Origin of the sequence: Synechococcus sp. CCY 9618 (assembly GCF_019038415.1) — a bacterium.
In the GTDB taxonomy this organism is placed as follows: Bacteria; Cyanobacteriota; Cyanobacteriia; order PCC-6307; family Cyanobiaceae; genus Cyanobium.
Genome location: NZ_JAFKRG010000003.1, coordinates 1 through 15,281, shown reverse-complemented (window position 1 = coordinate 15,281; position 15,281 = coordinate 1). Strand labels below are relative to the sequence as shown.

Sequence of the window (15,281 nt, the reverse complement as noted above, 5' to 3'; positions counted from 1 at the left end):
TCCCGTCTCCGGAGACGCCTGCTGCCAACCGGAGCCGCACTGATGCTGGCGGCCGCCCCGATGACCCCTGCCTGGGCGCAGGGGACCCCCTTCAACGAAGTGCGGGCCCTCAACCTGGCCCGCAACGCGGCCGTGCTCAGCAATGGCGGGCTGACGGTCTACACCCCGGCCAACTGCATGTTCACCACCTCGGCGGCCAGCAACCCCTGCCTGGTGAGCAACACCGCCGACGGCTTCGTCTACCGCTTCCTGGGCGGCCCTCCGGGCTGGGAGGTGAAGGGGATGGCGGCCACCACCGAAACCGAGATCCAGATCGCCCCGGACGGCCGCCGGGTGATGGCCATCCTCTACAACGGCCCGCCCCGATGAGCGACTGGCTGCAGCCCCCCAGCACCGCCGCAGCCGTGGGCCTGCTGGTCCTGCGGCTGTTCCTGGCGGTGGCCTTCATCCGCCACGGCTGGCCCAAGCTGCGCCACCTGGGCACCTGGGCCGCGGCCCTGAACACACCGGTGTGGCTCTGCTTCCTCTCGGCCTTCTCCATGTGGGCGGGCGGCATCGCCCTGCTGCCGGGCCTGCTCACCCCCCTGGCGGCCCTGGCGATCCTGGTGTCGATGGCCTACGCCATGGTGCTGGAGATCCGCTCCGGGTTCCCCTTCATCGCCCCCGACCCCTTCCAGATTCCCGCGGGCGACTACGCCGGGCCGATGGGGGTGGGAGATCCGCCCAGCTGGGAGAAGGCGGCCATGTATGTCGTGATGTGCCTGGTGCTGGCCACCGCCGGCGCCGGCCGCTTCAGCCTTGACGCCCTGGTCCTGCCCCGCCTGCTGGCCCTGACGGGCCTGGCCGGAAGCTGAGCGACACCCCCTCAGCGGCCGAGCCGCTCCAGCAGGTGCTCGCCCACCCGCAGGGCATTGGCGATGGCGGTCAGGGAGGGGTTCACGGCGCCGATGCTGGGCATGAAGCTGGTGTCCACCACGTAGAGGTTGTCGAGCTCGTGGGCCTTGCAGTTCAGATCCAGCACCGACGTGGCCGGATCGCTGCCGAAACGGCAGGTGCCGCTCTGGTGGCCCACCGCCGCGATCGTCATGGGGCTCTGGATGTAGATCTGGCGCTCCACCAGGTGCTTCTTCAGGTAGAGCCGCTCCAGCACCGCTTCCAGCCGCCGCACCAGCTCCTGCGACGCCTTCTGGTTGTTGGGCGTGTAGCTCAGGGTGATCGTGCCGCCGGCGTCCACGCTGACGCGGTTGTCCGGATCGGGCAGATCCTCGGTGGAGATCCAGAAATCGAGGGCGTGCTCGGCGATTTTGTCCATCGTCCAGCCCGGCATCAGGAAGGTTTCCAGCGGCGCGTAGCCCTTCATCATCGTGCCGTTGGTCTTGCCGGTCATCTGCAGATTGCCCATCGGCCACTGGAAATCGGCATCCCCGAAATACCAGTCGTTGACCGACACCGTCTTCTGGAACACGGTGGGATTGGGCTCATGGGCCAGGGCCACCATCGCTTTGCTGTTGTGGAACATGTAGTTGCGCCCCACCTGGTCGGAACCGTTGGCCAGGCCCCGGGGGTGGCCGTCGCAGGCCGACATCAGCAGCAGCCGGGCGGAGTTGGCCGCGCCGCAGCTCACCACCACCACATCCCCGGACACGCTGGCGGGCACCCCGTCCCGCTCGAAGTGCACCCGCCGCACGCTGCGACCGCCGGCGTCGGTCTCGAGCCGCTGCACGTGGGCACGGGTCAGCAGGCTCACCCGCGGTGAGGCCAGCGCCGGCCGGATGCCCAGCACCTCGGCGTCCGACTTGGCGTGCACCAGGCAGGGGAAGCCGTCGCAGCAGTTGCACTTGCGGCAGCGGCTGAAGGGCATGGCCCCCTCCTCTAGCCGGACGCCGCTGGGGGCATGGAAGGGGTGCAGACCGGCGCCGCGCAGGTCGTCGACCAGCTTCTGCATGCGCGGCTCATGGGCCACCGGCGGGTGGGGGTAGGGGCCGCTGCAGGGCGGTTCGGTGGGATCCTCCCCCCGCTGGCCGTGCACCTGATACAGCTCCTCGGCCCGCTGATACCAGGGCTCGAAGTCGGCGTAGCGCAGGGGCCAGGCCGGCGAGATGCCATCCACGTGCTCCACCGCCTCGAAATCCCGCTCCCGCAGGCGGAAGTGGGCGGCGCCGTACATCTTGGTGGCGCCGCCCACGAAGTAGTGGCTGCCGGGCTGGAAGCTCTTGCCATGCCGGTCGCGCCAGAGATCGGCCGACACGTAGCGGCCCTTCTGGAACACCTCCTCGGCGCTCCAGTTCTGGGGCTCCTGGGGCAGCCAGTCGCCCCGCTCCAGCACCAGCACCCGCAGCTCGCTGGCCGCCAGCCGCCCGGCGAGGGTGCCGCCGCCGGCGCCGCTGCCGATGATCACCACATCGAAGTGGGCGCCATCGGCCACCTCCAGCTGGGCGGCCGCCGGCAGGGGATCCAGCACGGTGCCGGGGGTGAAGGGAGCGGTCATCATTCCACCGGGTAACGGCTGAGCTGGCCGATCATCTTGGCCACCATGGCGCTCCAGCCCGTCTGGTGGGAGGCGCCGATGCCGTGGCCGTCATCGCCATGGAAGTACTCGTGGAACTGGATCCGGTCGCGCCAGTGGGGATCGTTCTGGAAAAGCTCCTGCGCGCCCAGGAAGGGCCGCCGGCCCTGGCCGTCGCGGCGCAAGATCCCCACCAGGCGCTTCTCCAGTTCCAGGGAGATCTGCCAGAGGTCCATCAGCCGGCCCGAGCCGGTGGGGAACTCCACCTGGAAGCTGTCGCCGTAGAAGTGGGCGAACTTCTGCAGGGATTCGATCAGCAGGAAGTTGATCGGCATCCACACCGGCCCGCGCCAGTTGGAATTGCCGCCGAACATGGCCACCGGACTGGCGCCGGGGCTGTAGGCCAGGGTCTCGGTCTCGCTGCCCTCGGTGTAGCTGTAGGGATGCTCGCCGTACACCCTGGAAAGGGAGCGGATGCCGTGGGGGGAGAGGAACTCCTCCTCATCAAACAAGCGCGCGCAGATGCGGCGCAGCCGGTCCTCCGGCACCAGGGAGAAGAGCAGCCGGTCGCCATGCCACTGGCCCAGGTTGCGCTCCATCCAGGTGGGCGTGGTGCGCTCGTGCACGAACCAGGCCATGCTTTCGGCCACATCGAGCACCGGCAGCCGCTCCACCGTGGCGCGGTCGAAGCTGGCCACCGCCAGCAGGGGAATCAGGCCCGACACGGAGCGGGTGCGCAGGTAGTCGCTGCTGCCGTCCGGGCGGCGGATGACGTCGTAGTAGAAGCCATCTTCGTGGTCCCAGTTGAGGAAGTCGCGCTCGTAGGGAGAGTTGAGAGCCAGGTTGAGCTGCACGAAATCACAGACGAAGCGCTCGCAGGCATCGGCGTATTCGGGCTCCTCGCAGCTCAGCTCCACAGAGATGGCCAGCAGGTTGAGGCTCAGGGAAGCCATCCAGGCGGTGCCATCCGACTGCTCGATGCGGCTGCCGTCGGCCAGGGGGAAGCGCCGGTCGAAGACGGCGATGTTGTCGAGGCCCAGGAAGCCCCCCTCGAAGACGTTGTCGCCGGAGCGGTCGTTGCGGTTGGCCCACCAGCCGTACTCCAGCAGCAGCTTGCGCAGCGCCGAGCGCAGGAAGGCCCCATCGCCGCGGCCGCTCTGGCGCCTCTCGATCTGGAAGATCCGCAGCGCCGCCCAGGCCCCGATCGGCGGGTTGGGATCGGAGAGGGCCCATTCGTAGGCGGGGGTCTGGGCGTTGGGGGCGGTGTAGTGGGCCGAGCGCAGCAGCATGCACTGCTCCTTGGCCACGGTCGGATCGATCTCGGCGAAGGCCACGGCGTGGAACATCAGGTCCCACTGGCAGAAGTAGGGGTACTCCCAGGAATCCGGCATGGAGATGATGTCGTGGGCATGCAGCCGCTTCCAGTAGCCCGCCCCGCTGTGCCAGCGGCCGGCCGGCGGCGGCGGCTGGGTGGGATCCCCCTCCAGCCAGCGCAGCACGCTCCAGCCGTAGTACTTGCGGCACCACAGCAGCCCCGCCAGGGCGCTGGTGTGGATCAGCCGGTCGTCGTCGCTGAGGTCCTGCTGAAGGTCGGCCAGGAACAGGCGGGCCTCCTCCTGGCGCTGGGCGAAGGTCGCCGCGAACGCCGCGCCAAACAGGGGTGGCAGGGGCTCGGGGCCGGGCGCGGCTGGGTGCTCCGGCACGGCCCGCAGCCGCAGGGCCACGCTCCATTCCTCGCCGGGGGCCAGGGTGCGCCGCAGCAGCCGGGCGGCCTTGCTGCCCACTCCGGCCAGGTTGATGGCGCCCGCCTCCGCCTCGATCAGGTGACGATGGAAGCCGTCCTTCTGGAAGGGGGTGGTGTTGGGGACGCCCCAGAGGCGTTCGGTGTTGGTGGCGTTGTCGGTGAAGATCCACTCGCCGGCCTGGTCGCAGAGCAGCTCATAGACCCCCAGGGTGGGGATGGCGGTGGAGACGACGCGGTCGTCGAGCAGCCGCAGCTGCTGGGGCAGCTCGTCGGGGTAGCCCCAGTCCCAGGTGTTGCGCAGCCACAGGCTGGGCAACAGGGTGAGGGGCGCCGGCTCGGGCCCCCGGTTCACCACCCGCAGGCGGATCAGCAGGTCAGTGGGGGCCTCCTTGGCGTACTCCACAAAGACATCGAAGTAGCGGTCGGCGTCGAAGAGGCCGGTGTCCACCAGCTCGAACTCCGGCTGCTCCCGGCTGCGGCTTCCGTTCTCCTCGATCAGCCGCTCGTAGGGGAAGCGCCCCTGGGGGTACTTGTAGAGCCCCCGCATGAAGCTGCCGGTGGGGGTGGCATCGAGGTGGAAGAAATAGTCCTTGATGTCCTCGCCGTGGTTGCCCTCCGGGTTGCCCAGCCCGAAGGGCCGTTCCTTGAGGATCGGATCGACGCCGTTCCAGAGCGCCACCGAGAAGCACAGCCGGCACTCCTGGTCGCACAGCCCCAGCAGGCCGTCCTCCCCCCAGCGGTAGACCCGCGAGCGGGAATGGTCGTGGGGGAAGGAGCGCCAGGCGTCGCCGTCGGCGGAGTAGTCCTCCCGCACCGTGCCCCACTGGCGGTCGCTCAGGTAGGTGCCCCAGAGGTTCCAGGGCATCAGCCCCTGGTCACGTTCCGCCATGCGGCCGGCTTCGGCGCGCTCCTTCATGGCCGCCCCCCGCTGCGGCCGCTCATGCCAGGTCGGCCTTGAGACGCTCGGCGATGCGCAGGGCATTGGCGATCACCGTCAGGCCGGGCCCCACCGCCGGACAGCCCGGCAGGATGCTGGCATCGGCGATCGAGAGGTTGGCCACCTGGTGGCTGCGGCCCTCCAGATCCACCACCGACGTGGCCGGATCGCTGCCCATGCGGCAGGTGCCGCTGGCGTAGCCCATCACCGCCAGGGGCGCCTCCCCCCGCGGGTAGATCGGCGCGGCGCGCACCACCTGGATGAGGGGATCCTTCTCCACCGCCTGGATCGTGTCGAGCCAGCGGTAGACCAGCCGGTCGTGGGCCTCCAGGCAGTTGGCCGCGTAGTTGATCTGGATGCGGTCGCCCCGCACGGTGAGCCGGTTCTCCGGATCCGGCAGAACGGAACTCATGGCCCACCAGCAGACCGAGCGCCGTGCCAGGGCCTCCAGGGCCCCATCCGGCAGGAGCTTCGTCACCAGGGAGAGCACCGGCGGCGATTCGGCGAACAGGGGATCCTGCAACACCCCGCCACCGCTCTGGATGGCCCCGAGGGGGAAGTCCACGTTCTTGTCACCCCAGTAGTAGTCGTTGACGCCGAGACTGCGGGGATAGCGGCCCGAGTTGGGGCTGGAAGCCAGCTGCAGGATCGAGGTGAGCTGGGGCTTCATCAGGTTGCGGCCCACCTGGCCCGAGCCGTTGGCAAGCCCGTCCGGGTGGGGCTCGCTCACTGAGCGCAGCAGGATCGCCGCGCTGTTAACTGCGCCGGCGGCCAGCACCACCTGGTGGGCCGTGAACAGCCAGTTGCGGCCGTCGATGCAGGCCTCCACCCCGCGCACCTCGGTGCCGGAGGGATTCACATGCAGGGCCCGCACACGGGCGCCGCAGCGCAGGGTGTAGGAGGCGGCGGCGGCGGCGCGCTCCAGGCCGAAGCGCTCGGCATCACCGCTGGGGTCCTCCTCCGAGGTGGACCAGCTCAGGGGCAGGGGGTAGGGGTGCACGGCGCGGCGCTGCAGCCCCTGGCGCAGTTCCTCGAGGAAGGGCTCGATCGGCCGGGGGGCATGGGGGAACTCGGCGCTGCGGGGCGGCTCGCTGGGGTCGATGCCGGAGCGGCCGTGCACCCGGTAGAGGGCCTCGGCCTTCTCGTACCAGGGGGCCAGATCCTCGTAGCGCAGTTCCCAGTCCGGGGAGGCGCCGTCCTGCAGGGCCAGGCCGGTGAACTCCCGCTCCCGCATCCGCTCCAGCACGCCGCCCCAGATCTTGGTGTTACCGCCAAGCGCGTAGATCATCTGGGGGGCGAAGGGATCGCCGTCCGGCCCGAACCAGGCCTCATCCGGGTGGTAGCGCTGGCGGCGGAAGAGGCCCACATCGGCCACGTTCTGGTCGGCCAGGGCCATGGCCCCGCCCCGCTCCAGCAGCAGCACCGCCTTGCCGGCCGCCGCCAGCTCCGCCGCCAGCGTGGCCCCGGCGGCCCCGCTGCCGACGATGGCGACGTCGTAGTGGCGGTCGTCAATGATCATGGCTGCCAGATGTAGAGCAGCAGGAACAGCACGATCCAGATCACATCGACGAAGTGCCAGAACAGGGAGACCGACACCACTCCCGCCTCACCGCCGTCGTAGTTGCCCTTCTGGAAGGAGCGGATCAGCATCAGCCCCATCAGCAGGATGCCGGTGATCACGTGCAGGCCATGGAAGCCGGTGAGCAGGTAGAAGGTGCCGCCGAACACCCCGTCGCCGAGGCCGAAGCGCAGCTGGGACCACTCCACCGCCTGCCCGTAGACGAAGTAACTGCCCATGGCCATGGTGAGCAGCCACCAGGCGCGGAAGCGCCAGATCCGCCGCCGGGCCAGGGCCCGCTCCGCCGCCCAGGCCACGAAGCTGCTGCTCACCAGGATGATCGTGTTGATCAGCGGTTCGCGCACCTCGAGGCCCTCCACCCCCGGCGGCAGCCACACCGGCGAGGAGAGCTTGAAGGTGGTGTAGCCAACGAACAGCGCCAGGAAGATGACGCTCTCGGAGCAGAGAAAGATGATGAAGCCGGTAAGGTTGTAGCCGCCGTGGGTGCCATGGCCCCCATGGGTGGTGGCGACGTCGGCCGGGGCGGTGTCGAGGGGAACGCCGGTCATGGAATCAGGCCTCCTTGGCGCGGGCGACATAGCGCTCCTGGTGCTCCACCAGGGGCTGGCCCAGGCCGTAGCCGTAGGGGCCGCTGATCACGGTGGGCACGTCGTCCTCGAAGTTCTCCGCCGGGGGCGGCGAGGGCAGCAGCCACTCCAGGCCGATGGCGCTCCAGGGGTTGGGGCCGGCCTTGGGGCCCCGGGCCCAGGAGCTGACGATGTTGAGGATGAAGGGGATCGTGGCCACCCCCAGCAGGAAGGCGCCGAGGCTGGCGAGCACATTGGCGAGGGCGAATTCCGGGTCGTAGGAGGCGACGCGGCGGGGCATCCCCATCAGCCCGGCCCAGTGCATGGGCAGGAAGTTGAGGGTGCTGCCGATGAAGGTGAGCACGAAATGGAGCTTGCCGAGCCCCTCGTAGTACATCCGGCCGGTGAACTTGGGGAACCAGTGGTAGATGCCGGCGAACACCCCGAAGGTGATGGTGCAGAAAATGACGTAATGGAAATGACCCACCACGAAGTAGGTGTTGCCCACGTGAATGTCCACCGGCACGGTGGCCAGCATGATGCCGGTGATGCCGGCGAAGATGAAGTTGAACAGGCCGCCCAGGCAGAACAGCATCGGCGTGCTGAGCCGGATGCGGCCGCGCCAGAGGGTGCCCAGCCAGGCGAACACCTTGATGCCAGTGGGCACGGCGATCAGCATGGTGGTGACCATGAACAGATTGCGCATCCACTGGGGGGTGCCGCTGTAGAACATGTGGTGCACCCACACGATCAGGCTCAGGAAGGTGATGCCGAAGGAGGCGATCGCCACCACCTTGTAGCCGAACAGGGGCTTGCGGGCATAGACGGGGAACAGCTCGGAGAAGATGCCGAACACCGGCAGCACCATCACGTAGACGGCCGGGTGGGAATAGAACCAGAAGAAGTGCTGGTAGAGCATCGGATCACCGCCCCCCTCGGGCCGGAAGAAGCTGGTGCCGAAGCTGAGGTCGAACAGCAGCATCACCGCCCCGCCGGTGAGCACCGGCAGACCGATCAGCTGAATCGTCTGGGCGGCGAGGGCCGTCCAGCAGAAGATGGGCAGGCGGAAGTAGCCCATGCCCGGGGCCCGCATGCGGAGGATCGTGGTGATGAAGTTGATGGCCCCCAGGATCGAGGACACCCCCGAGAGGGCCACCGCCAGGATCCAGAGGAACTGGCCGTTGATGAAATGGCCCAGGGGGTTCTGGGTGCTCACCGGCGGATAGGCCCACCAGCCCGATCCGGAGGGGCCCCCGGGCACGAAGAAGCTGGCCATCAGGATGATCCCGAACAGCGGGAACAGCCAGAAGGCGAGGGCATTCAGCCTCGGGAACGCCATGTCCGGTGCCCCGATCATGGGCGGAATCAGCAGGTTGTTGAAACCGTTCAGGATCGGGAACAGGAACAGGAACAGCATCACCGTGCCGTGCATGGTGTAGAGCCCGTTGTAGACCGTGGGGTCGACGAGATCCGCCGGCGGGGTGATCAGTTCGCCGCGCATGATCATCGCCAGCAGGCCCCCCACCAGCAGGAACAGCAGCGCCACCGCCATGTACTGGATGCCGATCACCTTGGCGTCGGTGTTGAAGCTGAAGAAGCGCTTCCAGTTGTCCGGCGCGCCGGGCACCGGATGGGGGGCCTTGAGCACCCGGGGATCGAAGGGAACGGAGGTGGCCATGGTTCAGCCCTCGTGGGGGGCGGTGGGGTCGTGGATGACGTTGACCAGCGGAGGGGGGGCCGGCGGCACGGTGGCCCAGCCCTTGTCGCCCTTGGCCAGGCGGGCCTGCCAGAGCTGCAGGGCGGCGTTGGGGCTCTCCTGCAGGGGGGCGCGGGCGGCATCGGCCAGCCAGCGCTCAAAGGTGCCGGCCGACTCCACCACCACGTCGGTCTGGTTGGTGGAGAAATAGCCGCCGCTGAACATCGAATCCCGCAGCCTGTAACGGCCCTCGCGGGTGGGCACCAGGCTGTAGTCGATGACGCTGCCGGGGATCAGGTCCTGCTTGAGCCGGAAGGCGGGCACGTAGAAGCCGTGCAGCACATCCATGGAGATCAGCTTGAAGCGCACCCTCCGGTCCACCGGCAGGTGCAGCTCGCCGCTGCGGGTGCCGTCGGGGTAGACGAACTCCCACGACCACTGCCGGGCGATCACCTCGATCGGGCCGTAGTCGGCCGCAGCCGGGGCAGCACCCGTGGCCGTGGCGCCTTCGGCCACCTGCAGCGCCTGCTCCCCGCCCAGCACCCGCTCCTTGGGGCCGATGGTGGCCAGGGTGTTGCTGACGCGGATCGCATGGATGGCGATCAGCATCACGATCACCAGGGGGATGATCGTCCAGGTGATCTCCAGCTTGAGGTTGCCCTCGATCGGATCGCCGTCCTCCATGTCGTACTTGGGGGCCCGGTTGAACAGCAGCGTCCAGAGCATCACAGCGAAGCAGCCCAGGAAGATGAAGCTGCCGATGCCCGTCTCGAGGGCGAACAGGTCGTCGACGTAGGGGGCCGCCGCCGAGGCCTGCACCGGCAGCCAGTGGTGGGACGTCCGGGCCATCCAGAGACTGACGGCGCCGTCGGCGGCGAGGGCCGCCGCGATCAGCACAAGGGCCGCGATGGGGAAGCGCCGCGCCGGGGGAGCGGAGGGGGTCATGGCAGGGCCTCGCGCAGGTCGGCGCCGGCGGCCAGCAGCTGGTCGGCGGTGACATGCACGCCGAACTCGGCCGCCAGTTCGGCGCCCAGGGTGCCGTGCAGGCCCAGCACCCCGTAGAGCACCAGGCCCACCAGCAGGTAGGACCACTGCACCTGGCGGCCCAGCTCATGGCGCCAGGCGAAGCGCTGGTAGCCGCGCCAGACCGTCATGGCGATGATCACCAGCAGGATCGCCACGCCGCCCACGCCGTGCCAGAGCATGGTGGCCATGCTTTCCAGGCCGATGCTGCTGGTGACCCCCGGCAGGGGCACCGCCAGCAGCATCTCGTAGAAGCCGGCCGCCACCGTGAAGAACGACACGGCCGCACAGGCCAGCAGGTTGTACCAGCCCACGTCGTGCAGACCGGCTCGGGTGACCGGCAGGGCCAGGAAGCGGAACAGGCGCTTCTCGAGCGGATAGATGGCGCCGGCGATGTCGAAGGCGATGGCGATCACGAACAGGCCGATCGTGAAGTGCACCAGGGTGGGATGGATCGGCAGGGCGTAGGGCAGGTCGTTGGGGCCCAGCCGGGAGGCCAGCTGGTCGATCGGCGCGTCCGGCGGCAGGTAGAGCGCCGCCGGGGCCATCGCCGCCAGGAGATCAGGCAACTCCCTCACACCAGCCCCGCCCGCGTCGCTTCCACCACCTTGACCGTGTGCAGGCCGTAGACCCAGATCAGCTGGTTGCCCAGGGTCACCTGCACCGCCACCAGCACGCTCAGCACCCCACCGGCGGCCAGGAAAGCCAGGGGCAGCCGCTGGGGATCCTTGCTGCGGATCACGTAGCGCCAGGCGGTGAGCACCGACAGCACGCCGGCCAGGGACCAGCCCAGGGTGCTGTGCAGGTTGAGGATCTCGCTGGCGGCGCCATAGGGATTGGCCAGGCCCGCCTCCACCTGGCCGAAGATGATCGCCACGAAGATCGCCAGGGTGGCGAACAGCAGATTCCAGAAGCTCACCTCAAAGAGGTTGGGCTTGCGGGCCAGCACGCCGATCAGATCGAACACCACCGAGATCACCGCCATGGCGATCACGAAGTGCACCACGATCGGATGGATCGTGTCCATCCAGGGCAGGTTGTGATCGTTGAGCGGTGGCAGCAACTCGAACATGGCTGCACGGGATCCGGCATGGCCTTCCAATGTGGGGAGAAAAGCCGGGGAACCGTGTTTCCTGTGATGCTTTGCGACGGCCGCTGTGGGGATTCGCCGATGGACAGGCGGCCTAACCTCGACCCAGCCGCCCCAAGCTCGTGTCGATTCCCACCTCCCCCACTCTTCGCTGGGTCACCGCCGGCCTGCTGATCGTGGCGGCGGTGCTCTGCCTGGCCCTGCCCTTCGTGTCGGCCACCCTGCTGACCATCGCCCTGGGCGGGGTGGCCATAGCCGCCGGCATCTCCCAGCTGCTGCGGCTCACCTCCGCCGACGACACCCGCAGCAAGATCTTCCGAGGCATCTCGGCGGTGCTGTACGTGGGCGGCGGCATCGGCCTGGTGCTGTTCCCGGTGGCCAGCACCATCAGCCTCACCCTGTTCATCGGCGTCCTGCTGGCCATCGAGGGGGTGATGGAGCTGGCCGGGGCGGCCGCCGGAGCGGTGCCCGCCCGGGGGCTGGTGCTGCTCGACGGCATCGTCACCACCGTGCTGGGGGGGATGCTGATCGTGGAGTGGCCCTCCGACAGCGTCTGGGCCATCGGCACCCTGTTCGGCTTCGCCCTGGCCTTCTCCGGCATCAACCTGCTGACCGGCACCCCGCCGGCCCCTCCCGCGCCTCAGGCCTGAGGTTCACTGGCCACGGCCAGAGTCATTCGGGCACGGCCGGGGCCTCGCCGCGGCGCGGATCCACCGCCCCCAGGCTGCCCCCACCCTCCAGCACCTCGACGCTGTTGGCCGCCCCCATGGCCGGGGCGCTGCGCAGCTGGTGGCCCATGGCCTCCAGCAAAGAACGGGTGTCGGGGCTGATGCCCTGCTCCAGATCGAGGCGATCGGGCCACAGCTGGCTGTGGAGGCGGGGGGCGGCCACGGCGGAGGCCAGGTTGAGACCATGCACCAGCCGGTTGAGCAGCACCTGGAGCACGGTGGTGATGATGCGGCTGCCGCCGGGGCTGCCGGTGGCGAGCCAGGGCCGGCCGTCGGGACGGAACAGCAACGTGGGGGCCATCGAACTCAGGGGCCGGCGGCCCGGGGCGATGGCGTTGGCCTCCCCCTGGCGCAAACCGAAGGCGTTGGCGCTGCCCGGCCGGGCCGTGAAGTCGTCCATCTCGTTGTTGAGCAGGAAGCCGGCGCCGGGCACAGCGACACCATTGCCGTAGGCGAAGTTGAGGGTGGTGGTGAGGGCCACCAGCCCCCCCTGGCGGTCGGCCACCGAGAGGTGGGTGGTGTTGGTACCTTCCCGGGCGGAGGCCGCCTCCAGCTGCCGCGCCGGGGTGTGGCGGCGGGGGTTGATGCGGCGGCGCAGGCCGGCCAGATAGGCCGGCGACAGCAGCCGCGCCACCGGCACCGGCACCTGCTCCGGATCCCCCAGCAGGGCATTGCGATCGCGGTAGGCCAGGTTCATGGCCTCGGCCATCACGTGCACGGTGCTGGCGGCATTCAGGCCGCTGGCGGCCAGATCGAACGGCTCGAGGATCCCCAGGATCTGCAGCAGGGTCAGACCACCACCGGGTGGTGGCATCGTCAGCACCTGGTGGCCGCGGAAGCGGACCAGCAGCGGTGCCACCAGCCGGGCCCGGTAGGCGAGCAGATCATCGCGGCGGATCAGGCCGCCCCCCTGCTCCATGCGATCCACCAGGGCAGCGGCCACCGGCCCGGCGTAGAAGCCCCGCTCCCCCTCGGCGGTGATGCGCCGCAGGGTGGCGGCCAGCTCCGGCTGGCGAAGCATCGTGCCCGGCGCGGGGGGGGGAAGGAACAGGCGGCGGGAGGTGGGGTCGGCCCCCAGCAGGGGGGCGGCGGCGGCCAAGGACTCGCTCAGCTCCCGGCTCACCGGGAAGCCCTGCTCCGCCAGCTGCAGCGCCGGCGCCAGCACCCGCTCCAGGGGCAGGCGGCCGTAGCAGCGCTGAGCCAGGGCCAGGCCGGCCACGCTGCCGGGCACGCCGGTGCTGAGCAGGCTGCGGGTGGCCCGGGCCCGGTCCACCTGGCCGTCGGCGCCGAGGAACATGCCGGCCGTCGCCGCCCGGGGGGCGGTCTCGCGGAAGTTCACCGCCACCGCCGTGCCGCCACCCAGGCGCCGTTCGGGGCCGTCACCCGCTGCAGCGGCAGAGCCACCAGCAGCATCTGCCAGGCAGCCCCGGGCCGCCGCCGGCGATGGCCCGGGCAGCCAGAGCAGCAGGAAGCCGCCGCCGCCCAGGTTCCCGGCCTGGGGCAGGGTGACCGCCAGGGCGAAGGCAGTGGCCACCGCCGCGTCCACCGCGTTGCCCCCGGCCCGCAGGGTGGCCGCCCCGGCCGCCGCCGCCAGGGGCTCCTGGGCCGCCACGATCCCCTTCGCCGACCACACCGGCCGGAAGCGCTGCTCCCCCTCCTGCAGCACATTGGTGCCAGGGCCGGCCGGGGCCTGGGCGAGCGCCTCCGGCGCCCCCGCCAGCAAGAGCAGGGCCAGCCCGGTGGCCCTCCGGCGACCGGGTCGCGCGCTCATGGGGGATCCCCCTTCGGGCCCGCCAGCGGCGCGCCGTAGCCGCCGCCGCCGGGGGTGGCGATCTCCAGCAGATCGCCGGGCTCCACCGCCACCTGGGCGCAGCCGGGGAGGTCTTCGCTGCGGCCATCGGCCCGCTCCAGCCGGTTGCGGCCCACCGCCCCGTCAGCGCCGCCGGCCAGGCCGAAGGGGGGCACCCGGCGGGAGCCGGAGAGGATCGCGGCGGTCATCGGCGCCAGGAAGCGCAGCCGCCGCACCACCCCCTCGCCCCCCGGCCAGCGGCCCGCCCCGCCACTGCCGGTGCGGATCGCGAAGCGCTCCAGCCGCACCGGGAAGCGGTCCTCGAGGATCTCCGGGTCGGTGAGGCGCGAGTTGGTCATGTGGCTCTGCACGGCGCTGGCGCCGGCAAAACCGCTGCCGCCTGGCTGCACGCCCGCCCCGGTGCCGCCGCAGATGGTCTCGTAGTACTGGCAGTGCGCATCGCCGAAGCTGAGATTGTTCATGGTGCCCTGGGCGGCCGCCATCACCCCCAGGGCGCCGAACAGGGCGTTGGTGACCGCCTGGGAGGTCTCCACATTGCCGGCCACCACGGCCGCCGGCGGGCGGGGGTTCAGAAGGCAGCCCTCGGGCACCACCAGATCGATCGGCTCGAAGCAGCCCGCGTTCAGGGGGATCGACCGGCCCACCAGGCAGCGGAAGACATAGAGCACCGCCGCCTTGGTGATCGCCAGCGGCGCGTTGAAGTTGCCGTCCTGCTGGAGGCTGGTGCCGGTGAAGTCGATCCGGGCCCGACGGGCGTGGGGCTCAATCCGCACCGCCACCACGATCCGGCTGCCGTTGTCGAGTTCCACGGCATGGTCGCCATCGCCCAGTCCGCCGATCGCTTCCCGAACGGCCGCCGCCGCGTTCTCCTGCACGTGGCCCATGTAGCTCACCACGTCGCCGGGTCCCTCGCGCTCCAGCAGCCGCTGCAGTTCGCTCACCCCCAGCCGGTTGGCGGCCAGCTGGGCCTGGAGATCGGCCAGCAGCTGGTCGGGGTTGCGCACCGGGTGGGGGCCCGCCTCCAGCCGCTCCCGCCAGAGCTCCGCATCGAAACGGCCCTGCCGCAGCAGGGGCACGTGGGCGAGGAGCAGCCCCTCCTCCTCGATGCGGCGGCTGAACGGGGGCATCGAGCCCGGCGTGATGCCCCCCACATCGGCATGGTGCCCCCGGCAGGCCACGAAGAACAGTGGCGTCCCTGCATCGTCCTGGCTGAACACCGGAGTGATCACCGTGATGTCGGGCAGGTGGGTGCCACCGGCGAAGGGGTCGTTGCCGGCGTAGGCATCCCCCGGCGCCAGCGGGGGCACCGACCCGGCGGCGACGGCGGCCAGCAGGCTGGTCACGCTCTCCCCCATCGAGCCCAGGTGCACGGGGATGTGCGGGGCATTGGCCACCAGCCGGCCCGCCCCGTCGAACAGCGCACAGGAGAAGTCGAGCCGCTCGCGGATGTTCACCGAGCGGCTGCACTGGCGCAGCCGCTCACCCATCTGCTCGGCGATGGCGGAGAACCGGTGGTTGTAGAGCTCCAGCTGCACCGGATCCACCACCCCGGAGGGGGAGGAGGCCGCGGCGGCCGGGCGGGGGCGAACCCCCCCCCCCCCC

13 protein-coding genes are annotated in these 15,281 nt (G+C 70.3%); 3 read left to right on the top strand and 10 right to left on the bottom strand.

What is annotated here, in order from left to right:
• The first annotated feature begins 60 nt into the window (after positions 1 to 60).
• Positions 61 to 369, top strand: coding sequence for a hypothetical protein (locus tag KUG41_RS00385; protein WP_371733980.1), 309 nt, complete (start codon positions 61 to 63; stop codon positions 367 to 369).
• Positions 366 to 854, top strand: coding sequence for a DoxX family protein (locus KUG41_RS00380; protein ID WP_216899959.1), 489 nt, complete (start codon positions 366 to 368; stop codon positions 852 to 854). The genes KUG41_RS00385 and KUG41_RS00380 overlap by 4 nt, the downstream gene beginning before the upstream one ends.
• An 11-nt stretch (positions 855 to 865) precedes the next feature.
• Here KUG41_RS00380 and KUG41_RS00375 read toward each other — a convergent pair whose 3' ends face one another.
• Genes KUG41_RS00375 through KUG41_RS00340 form a run of 8 tightly spaced genes read right to left on the bottom strand, consistent with a single transcriptional unit; the run spans position 866 to position 11,123 of the window.
• Positions 866 to 2,488 carry a GMC family oxidoreductase gene (locus KUG41_RS00375; RefSeq protein ID WP_216899957.1) on the bottom strand — a complete coding sequence of 541 codons (1,623 nt, stop codon included), beginning with the start codon at positions 2,486 to 2,488 and terminating at the stop codon, positions 866 to 868.
• Positions 2,488 to 5,166: a glucosidase gene (locus tag KUG41_RS00370; protein WP_216899956.1), complete on the bottom strand. Its 2,679-nt coding sequence runs from the start codon at positions 5,164 to 5,166 to the stop codon at positions 2,488 to 2,490. Before KUG41_RS00370 ends, KUG41_RS00375 begins: the two co-directional genes overlap by 1 nt.
• Before the next feature lie 22 nt (positions 5,167 to 5,188).
• Positions 5,189 to 6,706 (bottom strand): FAD-dependent oxidoreductase, encoded by a 1,518-nt coding sequence (locus KUG41_RS00365; protein WP_216899954.1) that lies wholly within the window; start codon positions 6,704 to 6,706, stop codon positions 5,189 to 5,191.
• Positions 6,703 to 7,314, bottom strand: a complete 612-nt coding sequence (locus KUG41_RS00360) for a heme-copper oxidase subunit III (RefSeq protein ID WP_216899952.1) — start codon at positions 7,312 to 7,314, stop codon at positions 6,703 to 6,705. The genes KUG41_RS00365 and KUG41_RS00360 overlap by 4 nt, the downstream gene beginning before the upstream one ends.
• Positions 7,315 to 7,318: 4 nt before the next feature.
• Entirely contained in the window at positions 7,319 to 9,010 is a 1,692-nt protein-coding gene (gene ctaD / locus KUG41_RS00355) for a cytochrome c oxidase subunit I (protein WP_216899950.1), read from the bottom strand.
• A 3-nt stretch (positions 9,011 to 9,013) separates the two neighbouring features.
• A complete protein-coding gene (locus tag KUG41_RS00350) occupies positions 9,014 to 9,973 on the bottom strand; it encodes a cytochrome c oxidase subunit II (RefSeq protein ID WP_216899948.1) in 960 nt (319 codons plus the stop codon).
• Positions 9,970 to 10,599 carry a DUF2231 domain-containing protein gene (locus KUG41_RS00345; protein ID WP_216900005.1) on the bottom strand — a complete coding sequence of 210 codons (630 nt, stop codon included), beginning with the start codon at positions 10,597 to 10,599 and terminating at the stop codon, positions 9,970 to 9,972. The genes KUG41_RS00350 and KUG41_RS00345 overlap by 4 nt, the downstream gene beginning before the upstream one ends.
• A gap of 26 nt (positions 10,600 to 10,625) precedes the next feature.
• Positions 10,626 to 11,123, bottom strand: a complete 498-nt coding sequence (locus tag KUG41_RS00340) for a DUF2231 domain-containing protein (RefSeq protein WP_216899946.1) — start codon at positions 11,121 to 11,123, stop codon at positions 10,626 to 10,628.
• A 140-nt stretch (positions 11,124 to 11,263) separates the two neighbouring features.
• Between KUG41_RS00340 and KUG41_RS00335 the strand changes: the two genes are divergently transcribed.
• Positions 11,264 to 11,791 (top strand): DUF308 domain-containing protein, encoded by a 528-nt coding sequence (locus KUG41_RS00335; protein ID WP_216899944.1) that lies wholly within the window; start codon positions 11,264 to 11,266, stop codon positions 11,789 to 11,791.
• 22 nt (positions 11,792 to 11,813) lie between these two features.
• On the opposite strand, the gene ggt is transcribed toward KUG41_RS00335, so the two are convergent.
• Together ggt and KUG41_RS00325 are read right to left on the bottom strand one after the other, a co-directional pair.
• Positions 11,814 to 13,640, bottom strand: a complete 1,827-nt coding sequence (gene ggt / locus KUG41_RS00330; protein ID WP_216899942.1) for a gamma-glutamyltransferase — start codon at positions 13,638 to 13,640, stop codon at positions 11,814 to 11,816.
• Positions 13,637 to 15,281, bottom strand: a 1,645-nt coding sequence (locus KUG41_RS00325; protein ID WP_216899940.1) for a hydantoinase B/oxoprolinase family protein, incomplete at its 5' end; no start/stop codon positions are given. The genes KUG41_RS00325 and ggt, both read right to left, overlap by 4 nt.